The sequence below is a fragment of the Paraburkholderia sp. RL17-373-BIF-A genome, from assembly GCF_046030175.1.
GTDB lineage: Bacteria > Pseudomonadota > Gammaproteobacteria > Burkholderiales > Burkholderiaceae > Paraburkholderia.
In genome coordinates this window covers 1-19,672 of sequence record NZ_JARESO010000009.1, presented here as the reverse complement: position 1 = coordinate 19,672, position 19,672 = coordinate 1, and the positions used below count along the sequence as shown (strand labels likewise).

The following is a 19,672-nucleotide window of genomic DNA, read 5'->3' as shown; positions in this document are numbered from 1 at the left end:
AAAAACGATGACTACCCGCGCGTCGCGGCATCGCTGGCGGGCGCGGAAGGATGCACGATCTGCTCATCCGTCGGCAGCGCGGACGCGTCCCAGCCACCGCCCAGCGCCTTGATCAACGCGACGCTCGCGGCCATCCGCCGCCGCGCGATCGACACGGCGTCGCGCTCGTTGGTGAGCGCAGTGGTTTGCGCGACCACCACGTCGAGATACGTGATCGCGCCGTTCTTATAGCGATTCGATACGACTGCCAGCGCACGTTGCGCGGCGGTCACCGCATCGTCCTGCGCGGTCGCTTCTTGCTCGAGCACGCGCAAGGCGGCGAGATTGTCCTCGACCTGACCGAAGGCGCTCAGCACGGTCTGCCGGTATTGCGCGACGCTTTCGTCGTAGTGCGCGCGGGCCTGTTCCTTCACGGAAGCGCGTCCGCCGAAGTCGAGCAGCGTGCCCGCGAGCGTCGGCCCCAGCGACCACAACCGGCTCGGCGCCAGCAACCATTGACTGTAGTTGGTGGCTTCGAGGCCGCCCGTCACCGACAAGATGAGGTTCGGAAAAAACGCCGCCGTCGCCACGCCGATCTGCGCGTTCATATCGGCGACGTGCCGTTCCGCCGCCGCAATGTCCGGGCGGCGTTCGAGCAACGCGGACGGCACGCCCGCCGCCGCCACGACCGGCACTGCGGCGAGCGGCGCAACCGGCAACGAAAACGTGGAAGGCGGCTGGCCGATCAGGATCGCGATCGCGTGTTCGAGTTGCGCGCGCTGCACGCCGAGGTCGAGTGCTTGCGCCTGGGTGGTCTTCAGTTGCGTTTGCGCCTGCGCGACATCGGCGTCCGTGGCGATGCCGCCGGCGTAGCGGTGCTGAGTCAGATCGAGGGCTTGCTTGTAGGCTTCGATCGTGTCGTCGAGCAGTTGGCGTTCCTGATCGAGCCCGCGCAGCTCGAAGTAGTCGGTGGCGAGTTCGGCCTGCATCGACAGGAGTACGGCTTGCGCATCGGCGGCGCTGGCCTGCGCTTCGGCTTTCGCGCCTTCGACACTGCGCGACACGCGGCCCCACAGGTCGGGTTCCCATGACGCATCGGCTTGCACGAGGTAGTCGTTCAGCGTGAGGCCGGCGGTCGATTTGTGCAGCACGTTTTCCGACGAACGCGCGCGTGAATAGGCGCCGGTCGCGCTGACGACCGGGAAGAAGCTCGATCGATATTGCGCCACGGTTGCGCGGGCGGCGCGAAAGCGTGCTTCGGCGGCCTGCACGTTCTGGTTCGCGCTCGCGACCTGTTGTTCGAGCGCGGCGAGCGACGGGTCTGCGTAGACGCTCCACCACGCGCCGCGGGTGAGCGTGTCGGCGGGTTGCGCGGGTTTCCAGCCGGTGCCTTCGAGTTCCTTGTAGGTTGCGGTGGTGGTGGCGGACGGCTTCACATAGTCGGGGCCGACGGTGCATGCGGTGAGTGCGCATACGCTTGCTAGCGCCAAAGCGGACGCGCGCAGCGAGACGTGTCGCAGCGGTGGGGCGGCGAAACGGCGACGAGATGCCGGCGCGTTCATGACGATGCCCTCGCGAACAGCAATGAGGCGACGTGCGCAGTCTCGGAGCTTGAGGCTATCGCGCTGGAGGAATCTGCCGCTCCGTCACCGCTCTTCACTGCGCCGGACGCGCTCCCTGCCGCGCCACCACTCGCGACCGCGGCGGATGCGCCCGCCGCCGCTTCGCCCTTTGCCGCTGCGCCAGACGCGCCCGTTCCCCGTTCACCGCTCGCCGCTGCGCCAGACGCGCCCGCTGCCCCTTCACCACCAGCCGCCGCGCCAGAAGCACCCGTTGCCTCACCCGCTTTCGCCGCCACGATCCGCACCGGTGCGCCATCGACGATCGAGTCCTGTGGATTCAGGATCACCTCCTCTTCGCCTTGCAGGCCGGACACGATCGCTACGCGCGTGCCGAAGTCCGTTCCCAACGACACCGGCACGAGCTTCACTTTGTGTTGCGCGTCGACGGTCGCGACCTTCACACCGTCCGGACGGAACAGCAGCGCATTGCCCGGTAACGTGAACGGCGCCGCACCCGTGCCCAACGCGAAGTGCACTTGCGCATACGCACCCGGTAGCAAATCGCCATTGCGGTTATCGACATCGACTTCGACCAGCATCGTGCGTTGTTGCGGATCGACGGCGCCCGCGGTGCGCGCCACGGTGCCCGGATAATGTTTCGCCGGCGTCTCCGTCAGCGTGAGAAACGCGTTCTGCTGCGCGCGAACCTGCTGCGCGTAAGCCTGCGGCACATTCACATAAACGCGCAGCCGATCCGCCTGCGCGACATGAAACAGCTCCTTCGCTGGGCCGCCGGAACTGCCCGCGTCGATCAGCGCACCGACATCGACATTGCGCGCCGTCACGATGCCGTCGAACGGCGCATACACCTTCTGGAACGACTGCGTCTTCTCGAGCCGCGCCACGTTAAAACGCGTGGCGTCGAGCGTGGCTTTCTTCGCGAGCATGTCGCCGACCTTCTCGTCGGTTTCCTGCTTCGAGACGGATTTGCTTTTCAGCATGTCGGTCCAGCGGTCGGCGGTGCTTTTCGCGAGCGCATAGTTGGCGTTGGCGTTCGCGAGATCGGCACGGGCGGCGCGCAGTTGATCGTCGACTTCCGGCGTGTCGATCTCCGCGAGCAACTGCCCGTTTTTCACATGCGCGCCGATGTCGGCGTACCACTTCTTCAGATAGCCGTTCGTGCGCGCGTAAATCGGCGTATCGAGAAAAGCCTGCACATTGCCGGGCAGCACGAGATCGAGTCCGACCGTCGACTTCTGCGGCCGCACGACTTCGACGCTCGTCTGGCTCGCATGCTCGGCATCGCGTTCGAGCTCCGCGTGTGCATCGTGGCGCGACCAGATACCTTGTGCCGCAAGCGCGATGACGGCTACGGCAACCGCGATGCCGATCCAGCGCGCACGTTTTGCCTTTGCCGGATCGTGCGCAGTGCCGGAACCGTCTGGACGTTGTCCTTCCATCAAACTTCCCCTGTCAAGATGCATGGGCAGTCGAAGCTGCCTCTTGTGCTGCCTGCTGTTTCCGGCACGATAACCAAAGCGCTCTGCATCACGGCTTGCCCACCACGTGTTCAGCCGCGCGCAAGCGACTTGCCGCGAGTCGCCGGTAGATCATCGAAAACACCACCGGCACGAAAATCAACGTGGCCAGCGTGCCGATCGTCAGGCCGCCGATCACCGCGCGCCCGAGCGGCGCATTCTGCTCGCCGCCTTCGCCGAGACCGATCGCCATCGGCACCATGCCGATCACCATCGCGAGCGCCGTCATCAGCACCGGACGAAAACGCGTGAAGCCCGCTTCGATCGCCGCGCGCGTGGCGTCGCCGTGTTCGAGCAGCTGCTCGCGTGCGAAGCTGATCACGAGAATCGAGTTGGCGGTGGCGATGCCGATACACATGATCGCGCCGGTGAGCGCGGGAATCGACAGCGTGGTATGCGTGAGAAACAGCATCCACACAATGCCCGCGAGCGCGCCCGGCAGTGCGGTGATGATAATGAACGGATCCAGCCACGACTGGAAATTCACCACGATCAGCAGATACACCAGCAGAATCGCGAACACCAAACCCGCGAACAGGCCCGAGAACGAATCGTTCATGGTCTGCACCTGGCCGCGCACTTCGATGGTCGAGCTTTTGGGCAGATCGGCCTTGGCGTCGTCGATGATCTTGCGGATGTCGTCGGACACGCCGCCGAGATCGCGGCCGTCGGCGGTGCCGAAAATATCGATCGTGGTCTGCGCGTTGTAGTGCGTGAGTGTGGCGTTGCCCGCTTCGCGCCTCATGCTGGCGAGCGAGCCGAGAATATTGCTGCGGCCATTCGCGTTCAGCGGAATGTTGGCGAGCGATTGCAACGAGTCGATCGTGTATTGCGGCGCTTCCGTGATCACGTTGTAGCTCACGCCGTTGCGCGGATTGAGCCAGAACGTCGGCGTGGTTTGCTGGCTGCCGGACAGCGTGATCAGCAGATTGCTCGCGATGTCGCGTTGCGAGAAGCCGGCTTGCTGCGCACGCGTGCGATCCACGTCGATAAAGATGCGCGGCAAATCCGCGGGCTGCTGGATGCGCGCATCGACGAGACCGGGCACCGTGCGCAGACGGTTCAGCAAGTTCGCGGCGAACACGCGATTGCCGGCCACGTCACGGCCGACGATCTGAATATCGATCGGCGACGGCATGCCGAAGTTGAGCGTTTGACTGACGATATCCGCGGGCAGGAAGGCGAACTGTACGCCTGGAAATTCGTCGGTGAGCGTGCGCCGCAGCGTGCGCACGTAGTCGGCGCTCGGATGGTGATCGGGATTGAGCGTGATCAGCACGTCCGCATCCGAGGTGCCGATCGTCCCGGTGTTGCTGTACGAGAGGTTGATGCCCGAGACCGGCAAGCCGATGTTGTCGATAATCGAATGCAGCTCACCGGGCGGTATCAACTGACGGATCCGCGTATCCACACGATCGGTCACTACCGCCGTTTCCTCCACTCGCATGCCGGTTTTCGCGCGCAGATGCAGCGCGATCGTGCCGGCGTCGACTGCTGGGAAAAAATCGCGGCCGAGAAACGGCATCAGCAGCATCGACGCGCCACAGCAGACCAGAAACAGCGTCACGAACAGACCGGGCCGCGCGACGCGCGCTTCGAGAAACGCGCGATAGCGGTCGCGCAAACGCGAGAAGCCGCCTTCGAATGCGTAGTGCACGCGCATGAACGGATTGCGTGTTTGCGCCGGCGCGTGATGCAGATCCGCCGGCTTATGGTGATAACGCAGCAGGTATTTCGCGAGCGTCGGCACGAGCGTTCGCGAGAAGAAGTAGGACGCCAGCATCGCGAACACCACCGCTTCGGCGAGCGGGATGAACAGATAGTGCGCGACGCCCGTCAGCAGAAACATCGGCACGAAGACGATGCAGATGGACAAGGTCGACACCAGCGTCGGAATGGCAATCTGATGCGCGCCGTCGAGAATCGCCTGCTCGAGCGTCTTGCCTTGTTCGAGTTGATGGCTGATGTTTTCGATCGCCACGGTCGCGTCGTCCACCAGAATGCCGACCGCGAGCGCGAGCCCGCCGAGCGTCATGATGTTGATGGTTTCGCCGAGCAGGGAGAGCGCGATGATCGACGTGATCATCGACAGCGGAATCGACACGGCGATGATCAGCGTGGCGCGCCAGTTGCCGAGAAACAGCAGAATCATCAGACCGGTCAGGCATGCCGCGATCAGCGCCTCGCGCAGCACGCCTTGCACGGAAGCACGCACGAACAGCGACTGGTCGGCGACGGGGTCGATATTCAGCGAGGCAGGCACGAGATTGCGCAGCGTCGGCATCATCTTCTTGATGCGGTCGACGATTTCGAGCGTGGATGTGTTGCCGCTCTTGTTGATGGTGAGGAGCGCCGCGCGCTGGCCATTCACGCGCACGATATTGGTCTGCGGCTGGAAACCGTCGCGCACATGAGCGACGTCGCGGATATAGACGGTGCCGTTGGCGGTGGATTTGATCGGAATATTGTTCAGGCCTGCCAGCGAATCCGGACTGCCGTTCATTTGCACCGAGTATTCGGTCGAGCCGATTTTCGCGGTACCCGAGGGTAGGATCAGATTTTGTGCGGTGACCGCATTGACCACGTCCATCGGCGAAAGATTGCGCTCCTGCAGTTTGCGCGAATCGATATCGACCATGATCTGCCGCTGCTTGCCGCCGTACGGCAGCGGCGCGGACGCGCCGGGCACGGTGGCGAGCTGCGTCTTCAGGAAGTTGTTGCCGAAGTCGAATAGCTCCTGCTCGGTGAGCGAGGCGGACGACAGCGCGAGCCGCAGGATCGGCACCGTCGAGGCGTTGTAGCGCAGGATATTCGGCGGCGTGATGCCGGGCGGCAGCGAGCGCAATTGCGTTTGTGACAGCGCGGTGACCTCGGCGAGCGCTTCATCGATATTGGCGTGCGGCTGGAAAAAAATCTTGACCACCGCGATGCCGTTCAGCGAGGTCGACTCGGTGTGCTCGATATCGTTGACCGCAGTCGAGAGCCCGCGCTCGTAGTTGAGCACGATGCGTTTTTCCATCTCGTCGGCGGGCAGGCCGTTATACGACCAGATCACCGAGAGCACTGGAATGTCGATATTCGGGAAGATGTCGGTGGGCGTGCGCAGGATCGTCAAAGGTCCGACGACCAGCAATAGCAGGGCCAGGACGACGAACGTATACGGGCGCCGCAGCGCGAGACGAACGATCCACATGACTAGTTCTGCCGCTCAAAGCCGCGCAGTGCGGCGCCATCTACATGGCGGACGCGGCGGGCGGGACGCGCGCCGCAGCGGTGCGGGCAGGCCGGCGCGGCGGTCGGATCGAGCAAATGGTCTAGTTGGTGCACGTTTTTGATATCTCACCCCAGCAGGGTTTATGATGGTCTCGTTGCGACGCGTTACGCCCCGAATCATCGGTCCAGCGCGCCGTAATGGGAATAGGGCGAAACAAGGGGTAAAGAGCCTTGAGTTCGCGCTTTCCTCGGCCCCGCAAAACGGGAACAATGACTCGAACCTCTCACGCGTATCACGCGCAGCAGATTGGGTGCGTACGCAACGTTATCGGCGGAGCGACGCTTTTATCATCACCTTGACCGGCGTGAAATCATAAAGCCGGCTATGGGAGAAACGGGGAAACATCATGCAAATCGGTTCCATTGTCCGATCGGTGCATATCGCCGTGCCGCAAGGCGCGCGCGGGATCGTCATGCGCATTCTCGGCGACATGGCCATGGTGGCGTGGTATGCCGGGGAGCCCGGCGCATCGCCGCACCTGAATACTGAACCCTTTTTCCTTGAAGACCTGATCGATACGGGCGAGCAAGTGCGACCGTCTAGCGCGCAGATGCATTGAAGGCAGTTTGAGTCCAAGCCGTGTGCAAGTTGTAAGCCGCGGGTGGTTCCGCGTTGTGAGCCTTCGCCCTCGTCTTTGACGGCGGCGCGGCGCACAATGCGGGCATGAACGACGACATCCTCGATCCACAGGACAGCGCAAACAGCGCTGTGCCTTTCGCCCGGCTCAAGCCGGAAATCGTGCTCGACGCGCTCGACAGCGCGCTCAGCACAGTCGGCGTGCGCACCGACGGCCGCATGCTGCCGCTTAACAGCTACGAGAACCGCGTGTACCAGGTGGGCGTGGAAGACGGCCCGCCCGTGGTCGCAAAGTTCTACCGTCCTGAGCGCTGGAGCGACGCCGCCATCCTTGAAGAACATGCTTTCGTTGCCGATCTCGCCGCGCGCGAGATTCCGGCGGTGCCCGCGCGCGAGCTCGATGGCCGCACGCTGCATACCTTCGATGGCTTCCGCTTTTCCATCTTCGAACGTCGCGGCGGTCGCGCGCCGGATCTCGACCGGCGCGACACGCTCGAATGGCTCGGGCGGTTCATCGGCCGCATCCATGCGGTCGGCCAGACGCAGAACTACGCCGAACGTCCTACGCTCGACATCCACACCTTCGGCTACGAGCCGCGCGATTTTCTGCTCGCGCATCGTTTCGTGCCGGACGACTTGCGCACCGCGTGGGAAACCGTGGTGAACCTCGCGCTCGAAGGCGTGGAGCGTGCGTTCGAACGGGCTGGCGACATCCGTATGCTGCGCATGCATGGCGATTGCCATCCGAGCAATGTGTTGTGGACCGACGCGGGGCCGCATTTCGTCGACTTCGACGACAGCCGCATGGGACCGGCCGTGCAGGATTTGTGGCTGCTGCTGCCGGGCGAACGCGTCGAAGCGTCGCGCGCGTTGGCGGATCTGCTCACCGGCTACGAAGACTTCTGCGACTTCGAGCCGCGCGAACTCTATCTGGTCGAAGCGCTGCGCACGCTGCGGTTGATTCACTATCAGGCGTGGCTTGCGCGCCGCTGGGACGATCCGGCCTTCCCCGCGGCGTTTCCGTGGTTCAACACGCAGCGTTACTGGGAGGATCGCATCCTCGAATTGCGCGAGCAGCTTGGCGCGATGCAGGAAGGGCCGCTCTGGCCCGTTTGAGTGCATCCCGGTTGATGAAGGCATGCACTCTTATCTGACGCGAGCGCTCACGGCGCTTGCGAAGCAACGCTCGACGACTCCACCAGCGTCGATCTGACGATCACTTCCGCACGGACGTCGCGCCCGATTGCTTCGATCGCGGGACGCATCTGCGCGAAGTCGTCGGGCGTGCAGACGTCGCTATCGAAATGCGTGGCGCCATCGCGCGTCATCGTGACGACGTTGCCGAGCGGATCGAACGCGTACTGCGACTGGAAATCGACGAAGCGATCCTGGGTTCGTTTCGCCTCCGGCATGTCGAGCACGCGGAAATTGGCGGGCAACTCGATACGCGCGCGTTCGTGCAACGCCAGGTTGTGGCAGACGAACGGCTGCGTGCGCTGGCGCTCGCCGAGCCAGTAACGCGTATCCGCTTCGAAGCCGCCGGCCAGACTCGTCAACGCCGGAATCGAGGCCGCCGCGCCTGGCACTACGAGACTTTCCAGTGTCCCTTTCATGTTGATGACGAGCGGGCCGTCGGCGACGTCGAGGTCGTTGGTGGTGAGCATAGCGGTGCCACGCAGGTTGGCGCTGCGCAACTCGGCCTGAATCGACTCCTCGCGTTGCGCGGGCGTCTGCGTGCGCAACATCGCGCGCGCCTGTTCGGCCGAGGCGCCGACCGCTTCCAGCCGATACGTGAAACTCGCCGAGCCGTCCGGTTCGACCTTGATCGACAGATCGGTGTTACGCGTCATGAACGCTGTGGCCGGCGTGCGCGAGAGCACACCCTCGCCGACGAGCACGGTCGGCCGGTTCATATCGGACGATGGCAGAAAACCGAATTCGACATTCGACGCGGTCGAGTCCGCGTATTGCTGCAAATCCGGGAGCCACGTGATGATGTGATTGATCACGCCGTAGCCCGGCACGCTCGGCAGCGTGTAGATCGTGCCGTTGCTGATCAACGCCGGCTCGTTGCGCACGCCGGCCGCGTCGAGTAGCGCGCCGTAAAGCGCGACGTGATCCTTGCAATCGCCGTAGCGGTTCGCGAGCACCGCGCTCGCGCTGTGCGGCACCACCGCGCCGCGTCCGACATTGATCGCCACGTAACGCACATTGCGGCGTACCCAGTCGTACAGCGTCTTGGCCTTGTCGCGCGGCGTGCGGTCGTGCGCGGTGAGCTGTTGTGCAAGACGCGTGATGGCGGCGTCACGCGCGCTCGGGTCCGCTGCGGATTCGCGGTAGGTCGCGGCGAACGCGGCGTAGTCGGGGAAGGTCGAGACCATCAACCGGTCGCCATACGACACGTAGGCGACGGAACCACGTTCGAGGCGACTGAAATGAGCCTTGTCGTAGCGATATTCGTAACGCGTGCGGCCGTCGCGTGTCACGGGTTGCAGAGCGGTGAAGCCGCGCGCGTCGGCATAAAGCGGCTTGTCGGCGGGCAGATCGTAGATCAGGCGGAAGTTGTGCGTCGGCGCGAGATCGGGCGGCGTGAAGTCGCTGAATTCGCCCGGCACGATCGGCTGCTTCTGCGTCTTGCGATAGGTGAGGTGCACGCGCGCGCCCGGCTCCACGGCGGGGAACACGATCACCTTTTCCTGGATGTCCTGGAACATCGGCGCGTCGAACGAACGGGCTTCCTGGACGTCGCGGATCTGCTCGGGCTGCACGTCGTGACGCACGCCGTCGGCGGTGGTCGTGTAGGCCTCGAGAATCTGCACGTCCGCCATGTTGCGGTTGAACCAGACGTATTGCTGCGCGACCCGCGCGACGCCGGCTTCGTTGTTCACGTGCAGCGTCATCGAATCGAGCTTCGAGAAGGAGCCGTCGGCGCTGACGGTGAAGGTCTGGGTCTCGCCTTCGTTCGTATAGGGATCGTCCAGTCTGGCCGGGACGCCCGCCACCGCACCGTGGATGCCGGCAAGCCAGCCGAAAGAGGCAAGACAGACCAGGAAAGAGAGGCGCATGGCAGGCTGGTATCCGAACATAACGTTGACGGGATCGTCAGTTAGAGTCGGTTTGCGCCGCGTAGATGTCAAGCGGCTGCCGCGCGTTCGGATTGAGCAAACCGCTTAATTGTGTAATGATAGCCATTCTCATTTGAAAGGCATCGCCAGCTCTCTGTCACATTCTCCTCCTCTGTGACTGCCAGCCAGCCTCTCAGCCGGATGGCCTGGACCGCAAGCCGGGTCGTCCGGCACCTCCGTTTCGAACCCTTCCTTGATCAATGGCGGGTGAACGCGCGCTTTGTCGCCGTGTGCCCGCGATTGATCAACTTGCTGCGCCTGGAGCCCGGATTTGAACGCGCCTGACTCGATCGAGATGAAACCCGCCGCTGGTCACGGCACGCAATACGTTGCCCATAAACTGGAGCGCGGCCATCATCTGATGGACGACGCTGAGCAGGCGGCGCGGCGTCGGCGTTCGCGGCGCGCGAACTTCATCAAGTGGCTGCGCAAGGTGCATGGATGGGTCGGCCTGCGGGGCGCGGTGCTCGGCCTGATGTTCGGCGCGACCGGTTTTCTGCTGAATCACCGCGCCGGTCCGTTGAAGGTGTCGTCGGGCGAGCCGCAGGTCGAGGAAATGCAGATTCCCGCGCCGCAAAAGCCGCTGCATTCGCCGATGGACATGGTGAAGTGGCTCAAGAGCGAATTGAAGATCGACGGCAAGCCGGGCAGGATGAAGCGCGAGCCGGCACATCCGGTGGCGTGGGGCGATCGCAGCACGATGCAGCCGGAGTTCTGGCAAGTCGGCATCACGGGGCCGTCGCAGAACGTGCAGGCCGAGTATTGGGTGGGCAACGGTTTCGTCGCGGTGAAACGCACGCACAACTCGTTTCTCGCGACCATGAACAACCTGCACAAAGGCGTGGGCCTGAGCGTCGGCTGGGTGTTGCTGATCGATACGATTGCCGGCAGCATGATTCTGCTTTCGCTGACCGGTGTGCTGTTGTGGACCGAGTTGAACAAGCGCCGCGTGGTGGGCGCTGTGCTCGTGGGCGGATCGGTGATCGCCGCGGTGGTGTGCGGCTTGATGTAAGGCGCGCTACGCTATCCGGCGCAGCGGCGGCCGGGAAAAGCGCCGTGCGCAGGCTAGCTTCGCTTCAAACGCTGCAAGCCGTCCCGCCGGAAGCCGCGATCTCCCGCGCGGCCTTGGCGCCTTCGACCTGAAGCAAGGTCGGCAGCGAAACGCCGTTCTTGGCCGCCGTCACCTCGGCGAGAATCGACACCGCGATTTCAGGCGGCGTGCGGCTGCCGATATAAATCCCGACCGGTCCATGCAAGCGGGCCAACTCGGTATCGTTCAGATCGAACTCCTTGAGACGTTCGCGCCGCGCCTGATTATTCCTTCGCGAACCCAACGCGCCGACATAAAACGCCGGCGTCTTCAACGCTTCCATCAGCGCGAGATCGTCGAGCTTCGGGTCGTGCGTCAGCGCGATCACCGCGCAGCGCTCGTCGAGTTTCATCTCGATCACGGTGTCGTCGGGCATGGTCCGCACGATCTTCGTGCCGGGAATATTCCATTCCTCGGTGTACTCCTCGCGCGGATCGCACACGGTGACCTGATAATCGAGCCCCACCGCGATATGGCACAGATAGCGCGACAACTGCCCCGCGCCGATCACCAGCATGCGGTAACGCGGACCATGAATCGTCAGCAGACGTTCGCCGTCGAAATGCACGCCGTCGGTTGCCTGCGCGTCTTCGAGCTGCGTCGCGCCCGTCGACATATTCACTTCGCGAGCCACGAGGCGTCCGTTCTCCACCGCGTTGCACAGTTCGGCAATGCCGCTTTGCGGCGTCAGCGGTTCGAGCACCAACTGGATCGTGCCGCCGCACGGCAGCCCGAAGCGATGCGCTTCCTCCGCCGTGATGCCGTACTTGACCGCTTCCGGCCGCGTCTGCTCGATACCGCGTTGCCGCACGCGGTCGATCAGATCGTCTTCGATGCAACCGCCCGATACCGAGCCCACCACGAGTCCATCGTCGCGCACCGCGAGCATCGCGCCCTCGGGACGCGGCGACGAGCCCCACGTCTTCACCACCGTCACCAGTAGCGCGCGATGTCCTTCTTCCAGCCAGCGTGCGCTGGACTTCAGGACTTCGAGATCCACGCTGTCCATGATTTCTTCCTTTTCGTTGCGTCGCCGCCGGACTCGCCGTCCGCGGCCTCATTCGATGCTGTATTGTGCGGCACCGCGTCATCGGCTGCATTCTCACCGGCGTCCGGGGCTGCCGCGCCCTCGCTGTCGCCGCCTACCTGGGCGCCGAAGCGCTTGAAGAATTCGCCTGCGATTTTACGCGCCGCGCCGTCGACGAGCCGCGAGCCGATCTGCGCAAGCTTGCCGCCGACCTGTGCGCTCGCCGTGTAGCTGAGCTTCGTGGCGGCCTCTCCGTCGGCTTCGAGCGAGACGTGCGCGTTGCCTTTGGCGAAACCCGCGGCGCCGCCCTGGCCTTCGAATACGATGCTGTACGAGTTCGGCGCGTCGATGTCGGTGAGTTGCATGCGGCCCTTGAAGCGCGCCTTGACCGGGCCGACTGCGGCGCTCAGCGCCACCACGTAGGCATTTTCGCCGTCCGGGTCGATGCTTTCGCAGCCCGGAATGCAGGCGCGCAAAACCTCAGTGTCGTTCAGCGCGTCCCATGTGCGCTGCTGCGAAACGGGCAGCGTATGCGTTTCAGTCAATTCCATGATGTCGCTCCTGCGGTACCTGTAACGCCGGCACTGCGACGAGGCGCGCGCGAGAGTTGCGCGAGGTCGCGGCCGAACGCCGTCAGGCTGTCTAGATTATGAACTGGACGATGCGCGTCGACATACGGCAGGATCGCCTGCACGCCGCGCGCTTTCGGAGAAAAGCCGCTGAAACGCAGCAGCGGGTTGAGCCAGATGATGCGGTGTGCGAAGCGGTGCAGGCGGGCCATCTCGGTATCGAGCACATCGATCGCCTCGTGATCGAGGCCGTCGGTGACGAGCAGCACCGTGGCCCGCCCGGTCAGCACGCGCCGCGCCCACCGGCGGTTGAATTCGGCGAGCGCGGCGCCGATCCGCGTGCCGCCCGACCAGTCCACCACCTGCTCGGTGAGCGTCGCGATCGCCACATCGGGATCGCGCTCGCGTAGCGCGCGCGTCGCGTTGGTGAGCCGCGTGCCGAACAGAAACACTTGCAAGCGTTCACGCGATTGCAACAGCGCGTGGCAGAAATACAGCACCGCGCGCGAATAGCTGCTCATCGAACCGGAGATGTCGAGCAGCAATACCAGCGGCGGCTTGCGTTCGACCACCGCGCGATACTTCCACACCGTCCAGTCGCCGCCCGCGCGCACCGCGTGCCGGGCGCTCGCGCGCAAGTCCGCATGCGTGCCGTGCGAGGCGGCTTTCAGACGACGCGTCGGTTCGGTGGCGAGCGGCAGACGCTGGCCGCGAATCAGATGACGCAGGGTGCGCCATTCATCGGCGGAAAGGGTGTCGAAATCGCGGTGACGTAACCGCTCTTCCGCACTGAAGGTGACGTGCGCATGCAGTTCGTGTTGCTCGGTTTCCTGCGGCGCTTTGCCATGCGGTGATTTCGGCGCGCGCACGGCCAGTGCATCGGCGAGACGGTTGTTGCGTTTGGGTGGCGGCAGGCCGTCGCGGACTTTCGGCAGAAGCAGCGCGCGCAGTTTGCCTTCCCAATCGGGATCGCGCCAGAACAAATCGAACGCGGCGTTGAACAGATCGCGCTCGTCGGGCGCCGACACCAGCGACGCGGCGAGGGCGGCGCGCACGTCGTCGCGGCGGCTCAGATCGATCCAGTGCAGCGCGGCGAGCGCATCGACGGCTTGCGCGGGCGACATCGGCAAACCGGCGCCGCGTAGCACGCGCACGAAATGGACGACGTTGCGGGCGAGCGTGGGCGTGTCGTCGAGCGGTGAGGCGGGCTCGCCGGACGCGCTGCCGGGCAAGCCAATGCGATGGCCTGAAGCGTCGTCGTTGCCCGTGTCGATTGAATTCGTCATGCTGGCTATCCAGGCGCGGCGAGACACTGCGCGATTTGCGCGGCATCGATGCGCGCCAGATCGTCCTGATACTTGAGCAGCACGCCAAGCGTGTTGTGCACCGATTGCGGATCGAGCTCCGTCACCGACAATGCCTCCAACGCGCGGCACCAATCGATCGTCTCGGCGATGCCGGGCGCCTTGAACAGATCCATGCCGCGCAGCCGGTGCACGAAATCGACCGCACGCCGCTGCAATTCCGCCGACGTTTGCGGCGCGCGAGCGGCGACGATCTCCAACTCGCGATCGCGCTCCGGATAGCCGATCCATTGATACAGGCACCGGCGCTTCAAGGCGTCGTGCACTTCGCGCGTCCGGTTCGAGGTCATCACGACGAGCGGCGGTTGCACGGCGCGGACCGTGCCATATTCGGGAATCGATACCTGGAAGTCCGAAAGCAGTTCCAGCAGAAACGCCTCGAACGGTTCATCGGCACGGTCGATCTCGTCGATCAGCAACACGCGCCGCGCGCCGGGATGATTTTCGTCCGGCATCAGCGCTTGCAGCAACGGACGCTTCAGCAGGAATTCGCCGCGATACAAGGTGTCGTTATCGGGACGTTCGCCCGCGGCTTCGGCAAGCCGCAGCGCCATGATCTGCCGCGGATAGTCCCATTCGTAGAGCGCGCTGGCCGTGTCGAGACCTTCATAGCATTGCAGGCGCAACATCGAGGTGCCGAGCATGCCCGCTGCGGCCTTGGCGAGTTCCGTCTTGCCGACGCCCGGCTCGCCTTCGACGAACAACGGCCGCTCCATGCGCAGCGCGAGATACAGCGCGGTCGCTAGCTCGCGGCTGGCGAAATAGCTTTGGGCGGCGAGTTGAGCGACGGTGTCGTCGATTGAAGCGGGCTGCATGGTGTTCCTGAATCTGCGCAATGGAGCGACGCCAATGAAGCAAAGCGGCCTTAACGCACATGAGCAAATGCGGCTGGTGTGTCCTGTGCCGAGGCACAAGGCACACCAGCCACGAACGGCAAGGAAAAGCTAAGTGTTCGCCTTCGTCACCGCGCGCGCGGCCAGCACCGGAATCAGGTGCGCGCGGTATTCGGCGCTCGCGTGCATGTCGGTGTTCAGGTCGGCAGCCGACACCGTCACCCCACGTGCTGCCTCGGGCGTGAAGTTCGCCGACAGCGCGCTTTCCAGTTCCGGCACACGAAACACCGACGACGCCGCGCCCGTCACCGCGACGCGCACACCGCCCGCGAACTTCGCGACGAACACGCCGACCAACGCAAAGTGCGAAGCGGGATTGCGGAATTTCTCGTAGGCCGCGCGCTCGGGCACGGGAAACTCCACGGCGACGATTAGCTCATCGGGCGCCAACGCCGTCTCATACATGCCGACGAAGAAGTCGCTCGACGCGATGCGCCGCCGATCCGTGACGATGGTCGCGTCCAACCCCACGGCCGCCGCCGGATAACACGCGGCCGGGTCGTTGTTGGCGAGCGAGCCGCCTATCGTGCCGAGCGCTCGTACCTGACGATCGCCGATGTGCGCGGCGAGATCCGCGAGCCCCGGCGAGACGCGCCGCAGTTCCGCGTGATCCGCCACGTCGGCATGGCACACGGCGGCGCCGATCGTCACCGTTTTTGCGTCGACGGTGATCGCCTTGAGCGCGGGAATGCGCGTCACGTCGATCAGTTGCGACGGCTGGGCGAGCCGCAACCGCATGGTGGGCAAGAGGCTTTGGCCGCCGGCCAGAAACTTGGCGTCGCTGTCGGCGGTGAGAATGGCGGCGGCCGCTTTGGGGTCCGTCGCGCGTTGATACTCGAATGAATACATGTCGAATGCTCCGCTCAGGATCTCAATGGGGTTGCTTGGCAGCGTGAATCGCGGACCACACGCGATGCGGCGTCGCCGGCATTTGCAGGTCGGTCACGCCGAGCGGCGCGAGCGCGTCGAGGATTGCGTTGATCACCGCTGGCGGCGAGCCGATCGCGCCCGCTTCGCCGCAGCCTTTCACGCCGAGCGGATTGTGCGTGCACGGCGTGCCCTTCACGGTTTCGACAGTGAAGTTCGGCAAATCGGACGCATGCGGCATCGCGTAGTCCATGTACGAGCCTGACAGCAGCTGGCCGCTCTCGTTGTCGTACACGCAGCGCTCCAGCATCGCCTGGCCGATGCCCTGCGCGAGCCCGCCATGCACCTGTCCTTCGACGATCATCGGATTGATCACGTTGCCGAAATCGTCGACCGCGGTGAACTGCTGGATCCGGCACACGCCTGTCTCCGGATCGACTTCGATTTCGCAGATGTACGCGCCGGAAGGATAGGTGAAGTTGGTCGGATCGTAGAACGCGCTTTCTTCGAGGCCCGGTTCGAGCACGTCGAGCGGGTAGTTGTGCGGCACGTAGGCGGCGAGCGAGATGTCGGCGAACGCTTTGGTGCGATCGGTGCCCGCGACGCGGAACACGCCGTCCTTGAACTCGATGTCTTCCGCCGCGGCTTCGAGCAGGTGCGCGGCGATCTTTTTCGCCTTGGTTTCGATCTTGTCGAGCGCCTTCATGATCGCCGAGCCGCCGACCGCGATCGAGCGCGAGCCATACGTGCCCATGCCGAATGGAATGCGGCCGGTGTCGCCGTGGACGATCTCGACGCTTTCCAGTGCGATGCCGAGCCTGTCGGCCACCACTTGCGCAAAGGTCGTCTCGTGTCCCTGGCCGTGACTATGCGAGCCCGTGAACACGGTGACCGAGCCGGTGGGATGCACGCGAATCTGGCCGACTTCGAACAGGCCGGCCCGCGCGCCCAACGCACCCGCGATATTCGACGGCGCGAGACCGCACGCCTCGATGTAGCACGAGTAGCCAAGGCCGCGCAGTTTGCCGTTCTTTTCGGATTCCTGTTTGCGCGCCGCGAAGCCTTTGACGTCCGCGAGTTCGAGCGAGCGGGCGAGGATGGTCTCGTAATCGCCGGTGTCGTAGGTGAGGCCGACCGGTGTCGCGTACGGAAACTCGCGGATGAAATTGCGGCGACGAATCTCCGCCGGATCGAGCTTCATGTCGCGCGCGGCGGTTTCCACCAGCCGCTCCACCACGTACGTCGCTTCGGGGCGGCCCGCGCCGCGATAGGCATCGACGGGAACGGTGTTGGTGAAGACCGCTTTCACTTCCGCATAGATCGCGGGTGTGGCGTACTGACCGGCGAGCAGCGTGGCATACAGAATGGTCGGCACGCTCGACGCGAACGTGGACAGATACGCGCCCATGTTGGCGGTCGTGTGGATGCGCATGCCGAGGAACTTGCCGTCCGCGTCCATGGCCAGTTCGGCCTTGGTCACGTGATCGCGGCCGTGCGCGTCCGAGACGAACGCTTCCGAGCGCTCGGCCGTCCACTTGACCGGACGGCGGATTTTCTTCGACGCCCAGGTCAGCGCGACGTCTTCCGCATATAGGAAGATCTTCGATCCGAAGCCGCCGCCGACGTCCGGCGCGATCACGCGCAGTTTCGATTCCGGCAGCGACAGCACGAACGCGGCCATCAGCAGGCGCTCCACGTGCGGATTCTGATTCGCGACGTAGAGCGTGTAGCTCTCGTCCTGCACGGAGTAGCTCGCGTTGACCGCGCGCGGTTCGATTGCGTTCGGGATCAGGCGGTTATTGACGATGTCGAGCGTGGTGACGTGCGCGGCTTTGGCGAAGGCGGCGTCGGTGGCGGCTTTGTCGCCGTGGCCCCAGTTGTAGCAGATGTTGTCCGGCACTTCGTCGTGCACGGCGGGCTGGCCGGCGTCGGCTGCATGCGCGGTGTCGACCACGGCCGGCAGCACGTCGTAATCGACTTCGATCAATTCGGCGGCGTCCTTGGCGGCCTTGATCGAATCGGCGATGACGAGCGCGACCTGATCGCCGACGTGACGCACTTTCGTATGCGCGATGATCGGATGCGGCGGCTCGTTCATCGGCTTGCCGTCGGTGCTGTGAATCAGCCAGCCGCACGGCAGGCCGCCGACGTTGTCAGCGGCCATGTCCGCGCCGGTGAAGATCGCGACCACGCCGGGCGACTGTTTGGCCGCGGCGGTGTCGATGCTGTTGATCTTCGCGTGCGCGTGGGGCGAGCGCAGGAACACCGCGTAGGTTTGCTGGGGCAGGACGATGTCGTCCGTGTACTGGCCGTTGCCGGTCAGGAACCGATAGTCTTCCTTGCGTTCGACGGAAGCGCCAATCAGGTGAGTGTCGGGTGCGTTCATCGTCGGCTCCTCAGGCGGTGGCCGGTGCGTTGGCATTCGTGGCGGCGTTGGCCGTGCCGGCGGACTTCATGCCTTCGGCGCCTTCGAGCACTGCTTTGACGATGTTGTGATAGCCCGTACAGCGGCACAGGTTGCCGTCGAGTTGGGCGCGCACGTCTTCGCCGGTGAGATCCGGTTGGCGCTGGACCAGCGAGACCGCGCTCATCACCATGCCGGGGGTGCAGAAGCCGCATTGCAGGCCGTGGCAGTGTTTGAAGGCCGTCTGCATGGGATGTAATGCGCCGTCTTTCGCGAGCCCTTCGATGGTGGTGATGTCCGCGCCTTCCGCTTGCACCGCGAGGATGTTGCAGGATTTGATCGCGCGTCCGTTCAGGTGGACCGTGCATGCGCCGCATTGGGCTGTGTCGCAGCCGACGTGTGTGCCGGTGAGGCGCAGTTGATCTCGAAGGAACTGGACAAGCAGAGTGCCAGGGTCGATTGAGGCGCTGATGGGCGCGCCGTTCACCGTCAGACTGATGCTGATCGCCATGAAGTTGTCTCCTTATGGGGTGAGACCGGACCTTTTTGCTTGGTCTTTCTTCTGTTGCCTGTTTCGTGGGGTCCGATGCGGGTGCTGCGGGGTTTTTCTTTCTTTATACGGCTGCTGAAAAGTAAAGCACAAATTGGGCTGGGGCGCTATGAGGGGTTTTTTTGCGCGGGGCGCTTTGGGGGTGTTGGCCTTTCCTTGAGTTCATGGTGGTCTGTTGGCGTTGCCCCTGTGCGGGGCGGCACCTACTTTCTTTGCCGCGGCAAAGAAAGTAGGCAAAGAAAGCCGCTTCACACCGCCAGCTTATAAGCGGCTCCCCTGGCTCGGAGGAGGCAGTGGTGCATCTGGAATCCGTGCCCTCGCACATTCGACGTGCGTGACAAGGCAGTCATGCTTCCCGCCTCGCACTGCGTGCTCGCCGGAACGGTCCGCATGAAACCAGCGGATTCGTTTGTGCGCTGCGGGAGCCGTCGGCTTCGCCTCGGCGAGGCGCCGAAATGGCCGTGGTTAAAGAAGCGCTACGGGCGCAAGGGAAGGCCCGTGGTTTCAGACGTGCCGCTGGCGAGACGGCCGGTGGTTTGAGAAGTGCCACCGGCGCAAGAGACGGCCGTGATTCGACGAGTGCTTCTGGCGCGAGAGACGGGTAGCGATTCGACGAGTGTTGCTGGCGCGAAAGACGGGCAGCGTTTTGAGAAGTATCGACCCGCGAGACAACCGCTGTTGGATGAACTACCGCGACGGCGCGCGGAGCGCCGCCGGAAGAATGAGCGCTTTGTCACTGACGGGTAATGTGCGAGAACACGGATTCCAGATGCACCACTACCGCGACTGTGCGGGGGACCCGCTTAAGAATTAGCGGTGTGAAGCCGCTTTCTTTGCCTACTTTCTTTGCGGCG

14 protein-coding genes are annotated in these 19,672 nt (G+C 64.2%); 3 read left to right on the top strand and 11 right to left on the bottom strand.

The window, feature by feature from the left end:
* Positions 1 to 11: 11 nt before the first annotated feature.
* The 3 genes from P0D80_RS13270 to P0D80_RS13260 all read right to left on the bottom strand — a co-directional run bounded on the left by P0D80_RS13270 (position 12) and on the right by P0D80_RS13260 (position 6,272).
* The gene (locus P0D80_RS13270) at positions 12 to 1,541 is read right to left on the bottom strand and encodes an efflux transporter outer membrane subunit (RefSeq protein WP_408284389.1); all 1,530 of its coding nucleotides are present in this window, start codon (positions 1,539 to 1,541) and stop codon (positions 12 to 14) included.
* Positions 1,538 to 3,001, bottom strand: coding sequence for an efflux RND transporter periplasmic adaptor subunit (locus P0D80_RS13265; protein ID WP_408284386.1), 1,464 nt, complete (start codon positions 2,999 to 3,001; stop codon positions 1,538 to 1,540). The genes P0D80_RS13270 and P0D80_RS13265 overlap by 4 nt, the downstream gene beginning before the upstream one ends.
* A gap of 88 nt (positions 3,002 to 3,089) precedes the next feature.
* Complete coding sequence (locus P0D80_RS13260) at positions 3,090 to 6,272, bottom strand: efflux RND transporter permease subunit (protein ID WP_408284380.1); 3,183 nt, start codon at positions 6,270 to 6,272, stop codon at positions 3,090 to 3,092.
* A gap of 427 nt (positions 6,273 to 6,699) precedes the next feature.
* On the opposite strand from P0D80_RS13260, the gene P0D80_RS13255 reads away from it, so the two are divergent.
* Both P0D80_RS13255 and P0D80_RS13250 read left to right on the top strand, forming a co-directional pair.
* Positions 6,700 to 6,912 carry a hypothetical protein gene (locus tag P0D80_RS13255; RefSeq protein ID WP_042327325.1) on the top strand — a complete coding sequence of 71 codons (213 nt, stop codon included), beginning with the start codon at positions 6,700 to 6,702 and terminating at the stop codon, positions 6,910 to 6,912.
* Positions 6,913 to 7,016: 104 nt separating this feature from the next.
* Positions 7,017 to 8,045: a serine/threonine protein kinase gene (locus tag P0D80_RS13250; protein ID WP_408284378.1), complete on the top strand. Its 1,029-nt coding sequence runs from the start codon at positions 7,017 to 7,019 to the stop codon at positions 8,043 to 8,045.
* A gap of 47 nt (positions 8,046 to 8,092) precedes the next feature.
* Here the strand turns inward: P0D80_RS13250 and P0D80_RS13245 are convergent, their stop codons facing one another.
* Positions 8,093 to 9,994: a DUF3857 domain-containing transglutaminase family protein gene (locus tag P0D80_RS13245; RefSeq protein ID WP_408284376.1), complete on the bottom strand. Its 1,902-nt coding sequence runs from the start codon at positions 9,992 to 9,994 to the stop codon at positions 8,093 to 8,095.
* Between the two features lie 331 nt (positions 9,995 to 10,325).
* On the opposite strand from P0D80_RS13245, the gene P0D80_RS13240 reads away from it, so the two are divergent.
* Positions 10,326 to 11,066, top strand: a complete 741-nt coding sequence (locus P0D80_RS13240) for a PepSY-associated TM helix domain-containing protein (protein ID WP_408284373.1) — start codon at positions 10,326 to 10,328, stop codon at positions 11,064 to 11,066.
* Positions 11,067 to 11,130: 64 nt separating this feature from the next.
* Here the strand turns inward: P0D80_RS13240 and P0D80_RS13235 are convergent, their stop codons facing one another.
* The 7 genes from P0D80_RS13235 to P0D80_RS13205 form a co-directional block, all read right to left on the bottom strand.
* A complete protein-coding gene (locus P0D80_RS13235; RefSeq protein ID WP_408176202.1) occupies positions 11,131 to 12,153 on the bottom strand; it encodes an XdhC family protein in 1,023 nt (340 codons plus the stop codon).
* Positions 12,126 to 12,722, bottom strand: coding sequence for an SRPBCC family protein (locus P0D80_RS13230; protein WP_132376371.1), 597 nt, complete (start codon positions 12,720 to 12,722; stop codon positions 12,126 to 12,128). Before P0D80_RS13230 ends, P0D80_RS13235 begins: the two co-directional genes overlap by 28 nt.
* Complete coding sequence (locus P0D80_RS13225) at positions 12,713 to 14,026, bottom strand: vWA domain-containing protein (RefSeq protein WP_408284370.1); 1,314 nt, start codon at positions 14,024 to 14,026, stop codon at positions 12,713 to 12,715. Before P0D80_RS13225 ends, P0D80_RS13230 begins: the two co-directional genes overlap by 10 nt.
* Before the next feature lie 5 nt (positions 14,027 to 14,031).
* Complete coding sequence (locus P0D80_RS13220; RefSeq protein ID WP_408284367.1) at positions 14,032 to 14,919, bottom strand: AAA family ATPase; 888 nt, start codon at positions 14,917 to 14,919, stop codon at positions 14,032 to 14,034.
* 129 nt (positions 14,920 to 15,048) lie between these two features.
* Positions 15,049 to 15,846, bottom strand: a complete 798-nt coding sequence (locus tag P0D80_RS13215) for an FAD binding domain-containing protein (protein ID WP_132376369.1) — start codon at positions 15,844 to 15,846, stop codon at positions 15,049 to 15,051.
* Positions 15,847 to 15,868: 22 nt separating this feature from the next.
* Positions 15,869 to 18,250, bottom strand: coding sequence for a xanthine dehydrogenase family protein molybdopterin-binding subunit (locus P0D80_RS13210; protein WP_408176199.1), 2,382 nt, complete (start codon positions 18,248 to 18,250; stop codon positions 15,869 to 15,871).
* A gap of 10 nt (positions 18,251 to 18,260) precedes the next feature.
* Entirely contained in the window at positions 18,261 to 18,779 is a 519-nt protein-coding gene (locus P0D80_RS13205) for a (2Fe-2S)-binding protein (protein WP_408176198.1), read from the bottom strand.
* Positions 18,780 to 19,672 lie beyond the last annotated feature (893 nt).

What these genes read in the sequence shown, in the direction of transcription:
- P0D80_RS13270 (WP_408284389.1), bottom strand. Translation starts at nt 1,541, where the DNA reads ATGAACGCGCCGGCATCTCGTCGCCGTTTCGCCGCCCCACCGCTGCGA.
- P0D80_RS13265 (WP_408284386.1), bottom strand. Translation starts at nt 3,001, where the DNA reads ATGGAAGGACAACGTCCAGACGGTTCCGGCACTGCGCACGATCCGGCA.
- P0D80_RS13260 (WP_408284380.1), bottom strand. Translation starts at nt 6,272, where the DNA reads ATGTGGATCGTTCGTCTCGCGCTGCGGCGCCCGTATACGTTCGTCGTC.
- P0D80_RS13255 (WP_042327325.1), top strand. Translation starts at nt 6,700, where the DNA reads ATGCAAATCGGTTCCATTGTCCGATCGGTGCATATCGCCGTGCCGCAA.
- P0D80_RS13250 (WP_408284378.1), top strand. Translation starts at nt 7,017, where the DNA reads ATGAACGACGACATCCTCGATCCACAGGACAGCGCAAACAGCGCTGTG.
- P0D80_RS13245 (WP_408284376.1), bottom strand. Translation starts at nt 9,994, where the DNA reads ATGCGCCTCTCTTTCCTGGTCTGTCTTGCCTCTTTCGGCTGGCTTGCC.
- P0D80_RS13235 (WP_408176202.1), bottom strand. Translation starts at nt 12,153, where the DNA reads ATGGACAGCGTGGATCTCGAAGTCCTGAAGTCCAGCGCACGCTGGCTG.
- P0D80_RS13230 (WP_132376371.1), bottom strand. Translation starts at nt 12,722, where the DNA reads ATGGAATTGACTGAAACGCATACGCTGCCCGTTTCGCAGCAGCGCACA.
- P0D80_RS13225 (WP_408284370.1), bottom strand. Translation starts at nt 14,026, where the DNA reads ATGACGAATTCAATCGACACGGGCAACGACGACGCTTCAGGCCATCGC.
- P0D80_RS13220 (WP_408284367.1), bottom strand. Translation starts at nt 14,919, where the DNA reads ATGCAGCCCGCTTCAATCGACGACACCGTCGCTCAACTCGCCGCCCAA.
- P0D80_RS13215 (WP_132376369.1), bottom strand. Translation starts at nt 15,846, where the DNA reads ATGTATTCATTCGAGTATCAACGCGCGACGGACCCCAAAGCGGCCGCC.
- P0D80_RS13210 (WP_408176199.1), bottom strand. Translation starts at nt 18,250, where the DNA reads ATGAACGCACCCGACACTCACCTGATTGGCGCTTCCGTCGAACGCAAG.
- P0D80_RS13205 (WP_408176198.1), bottom strand. Translation starts at nt 18,779, where the DNA reads ATGGCGATCAGCATCAGTCTGACGGTGAACGGCGCGCCCATCAGCGCC.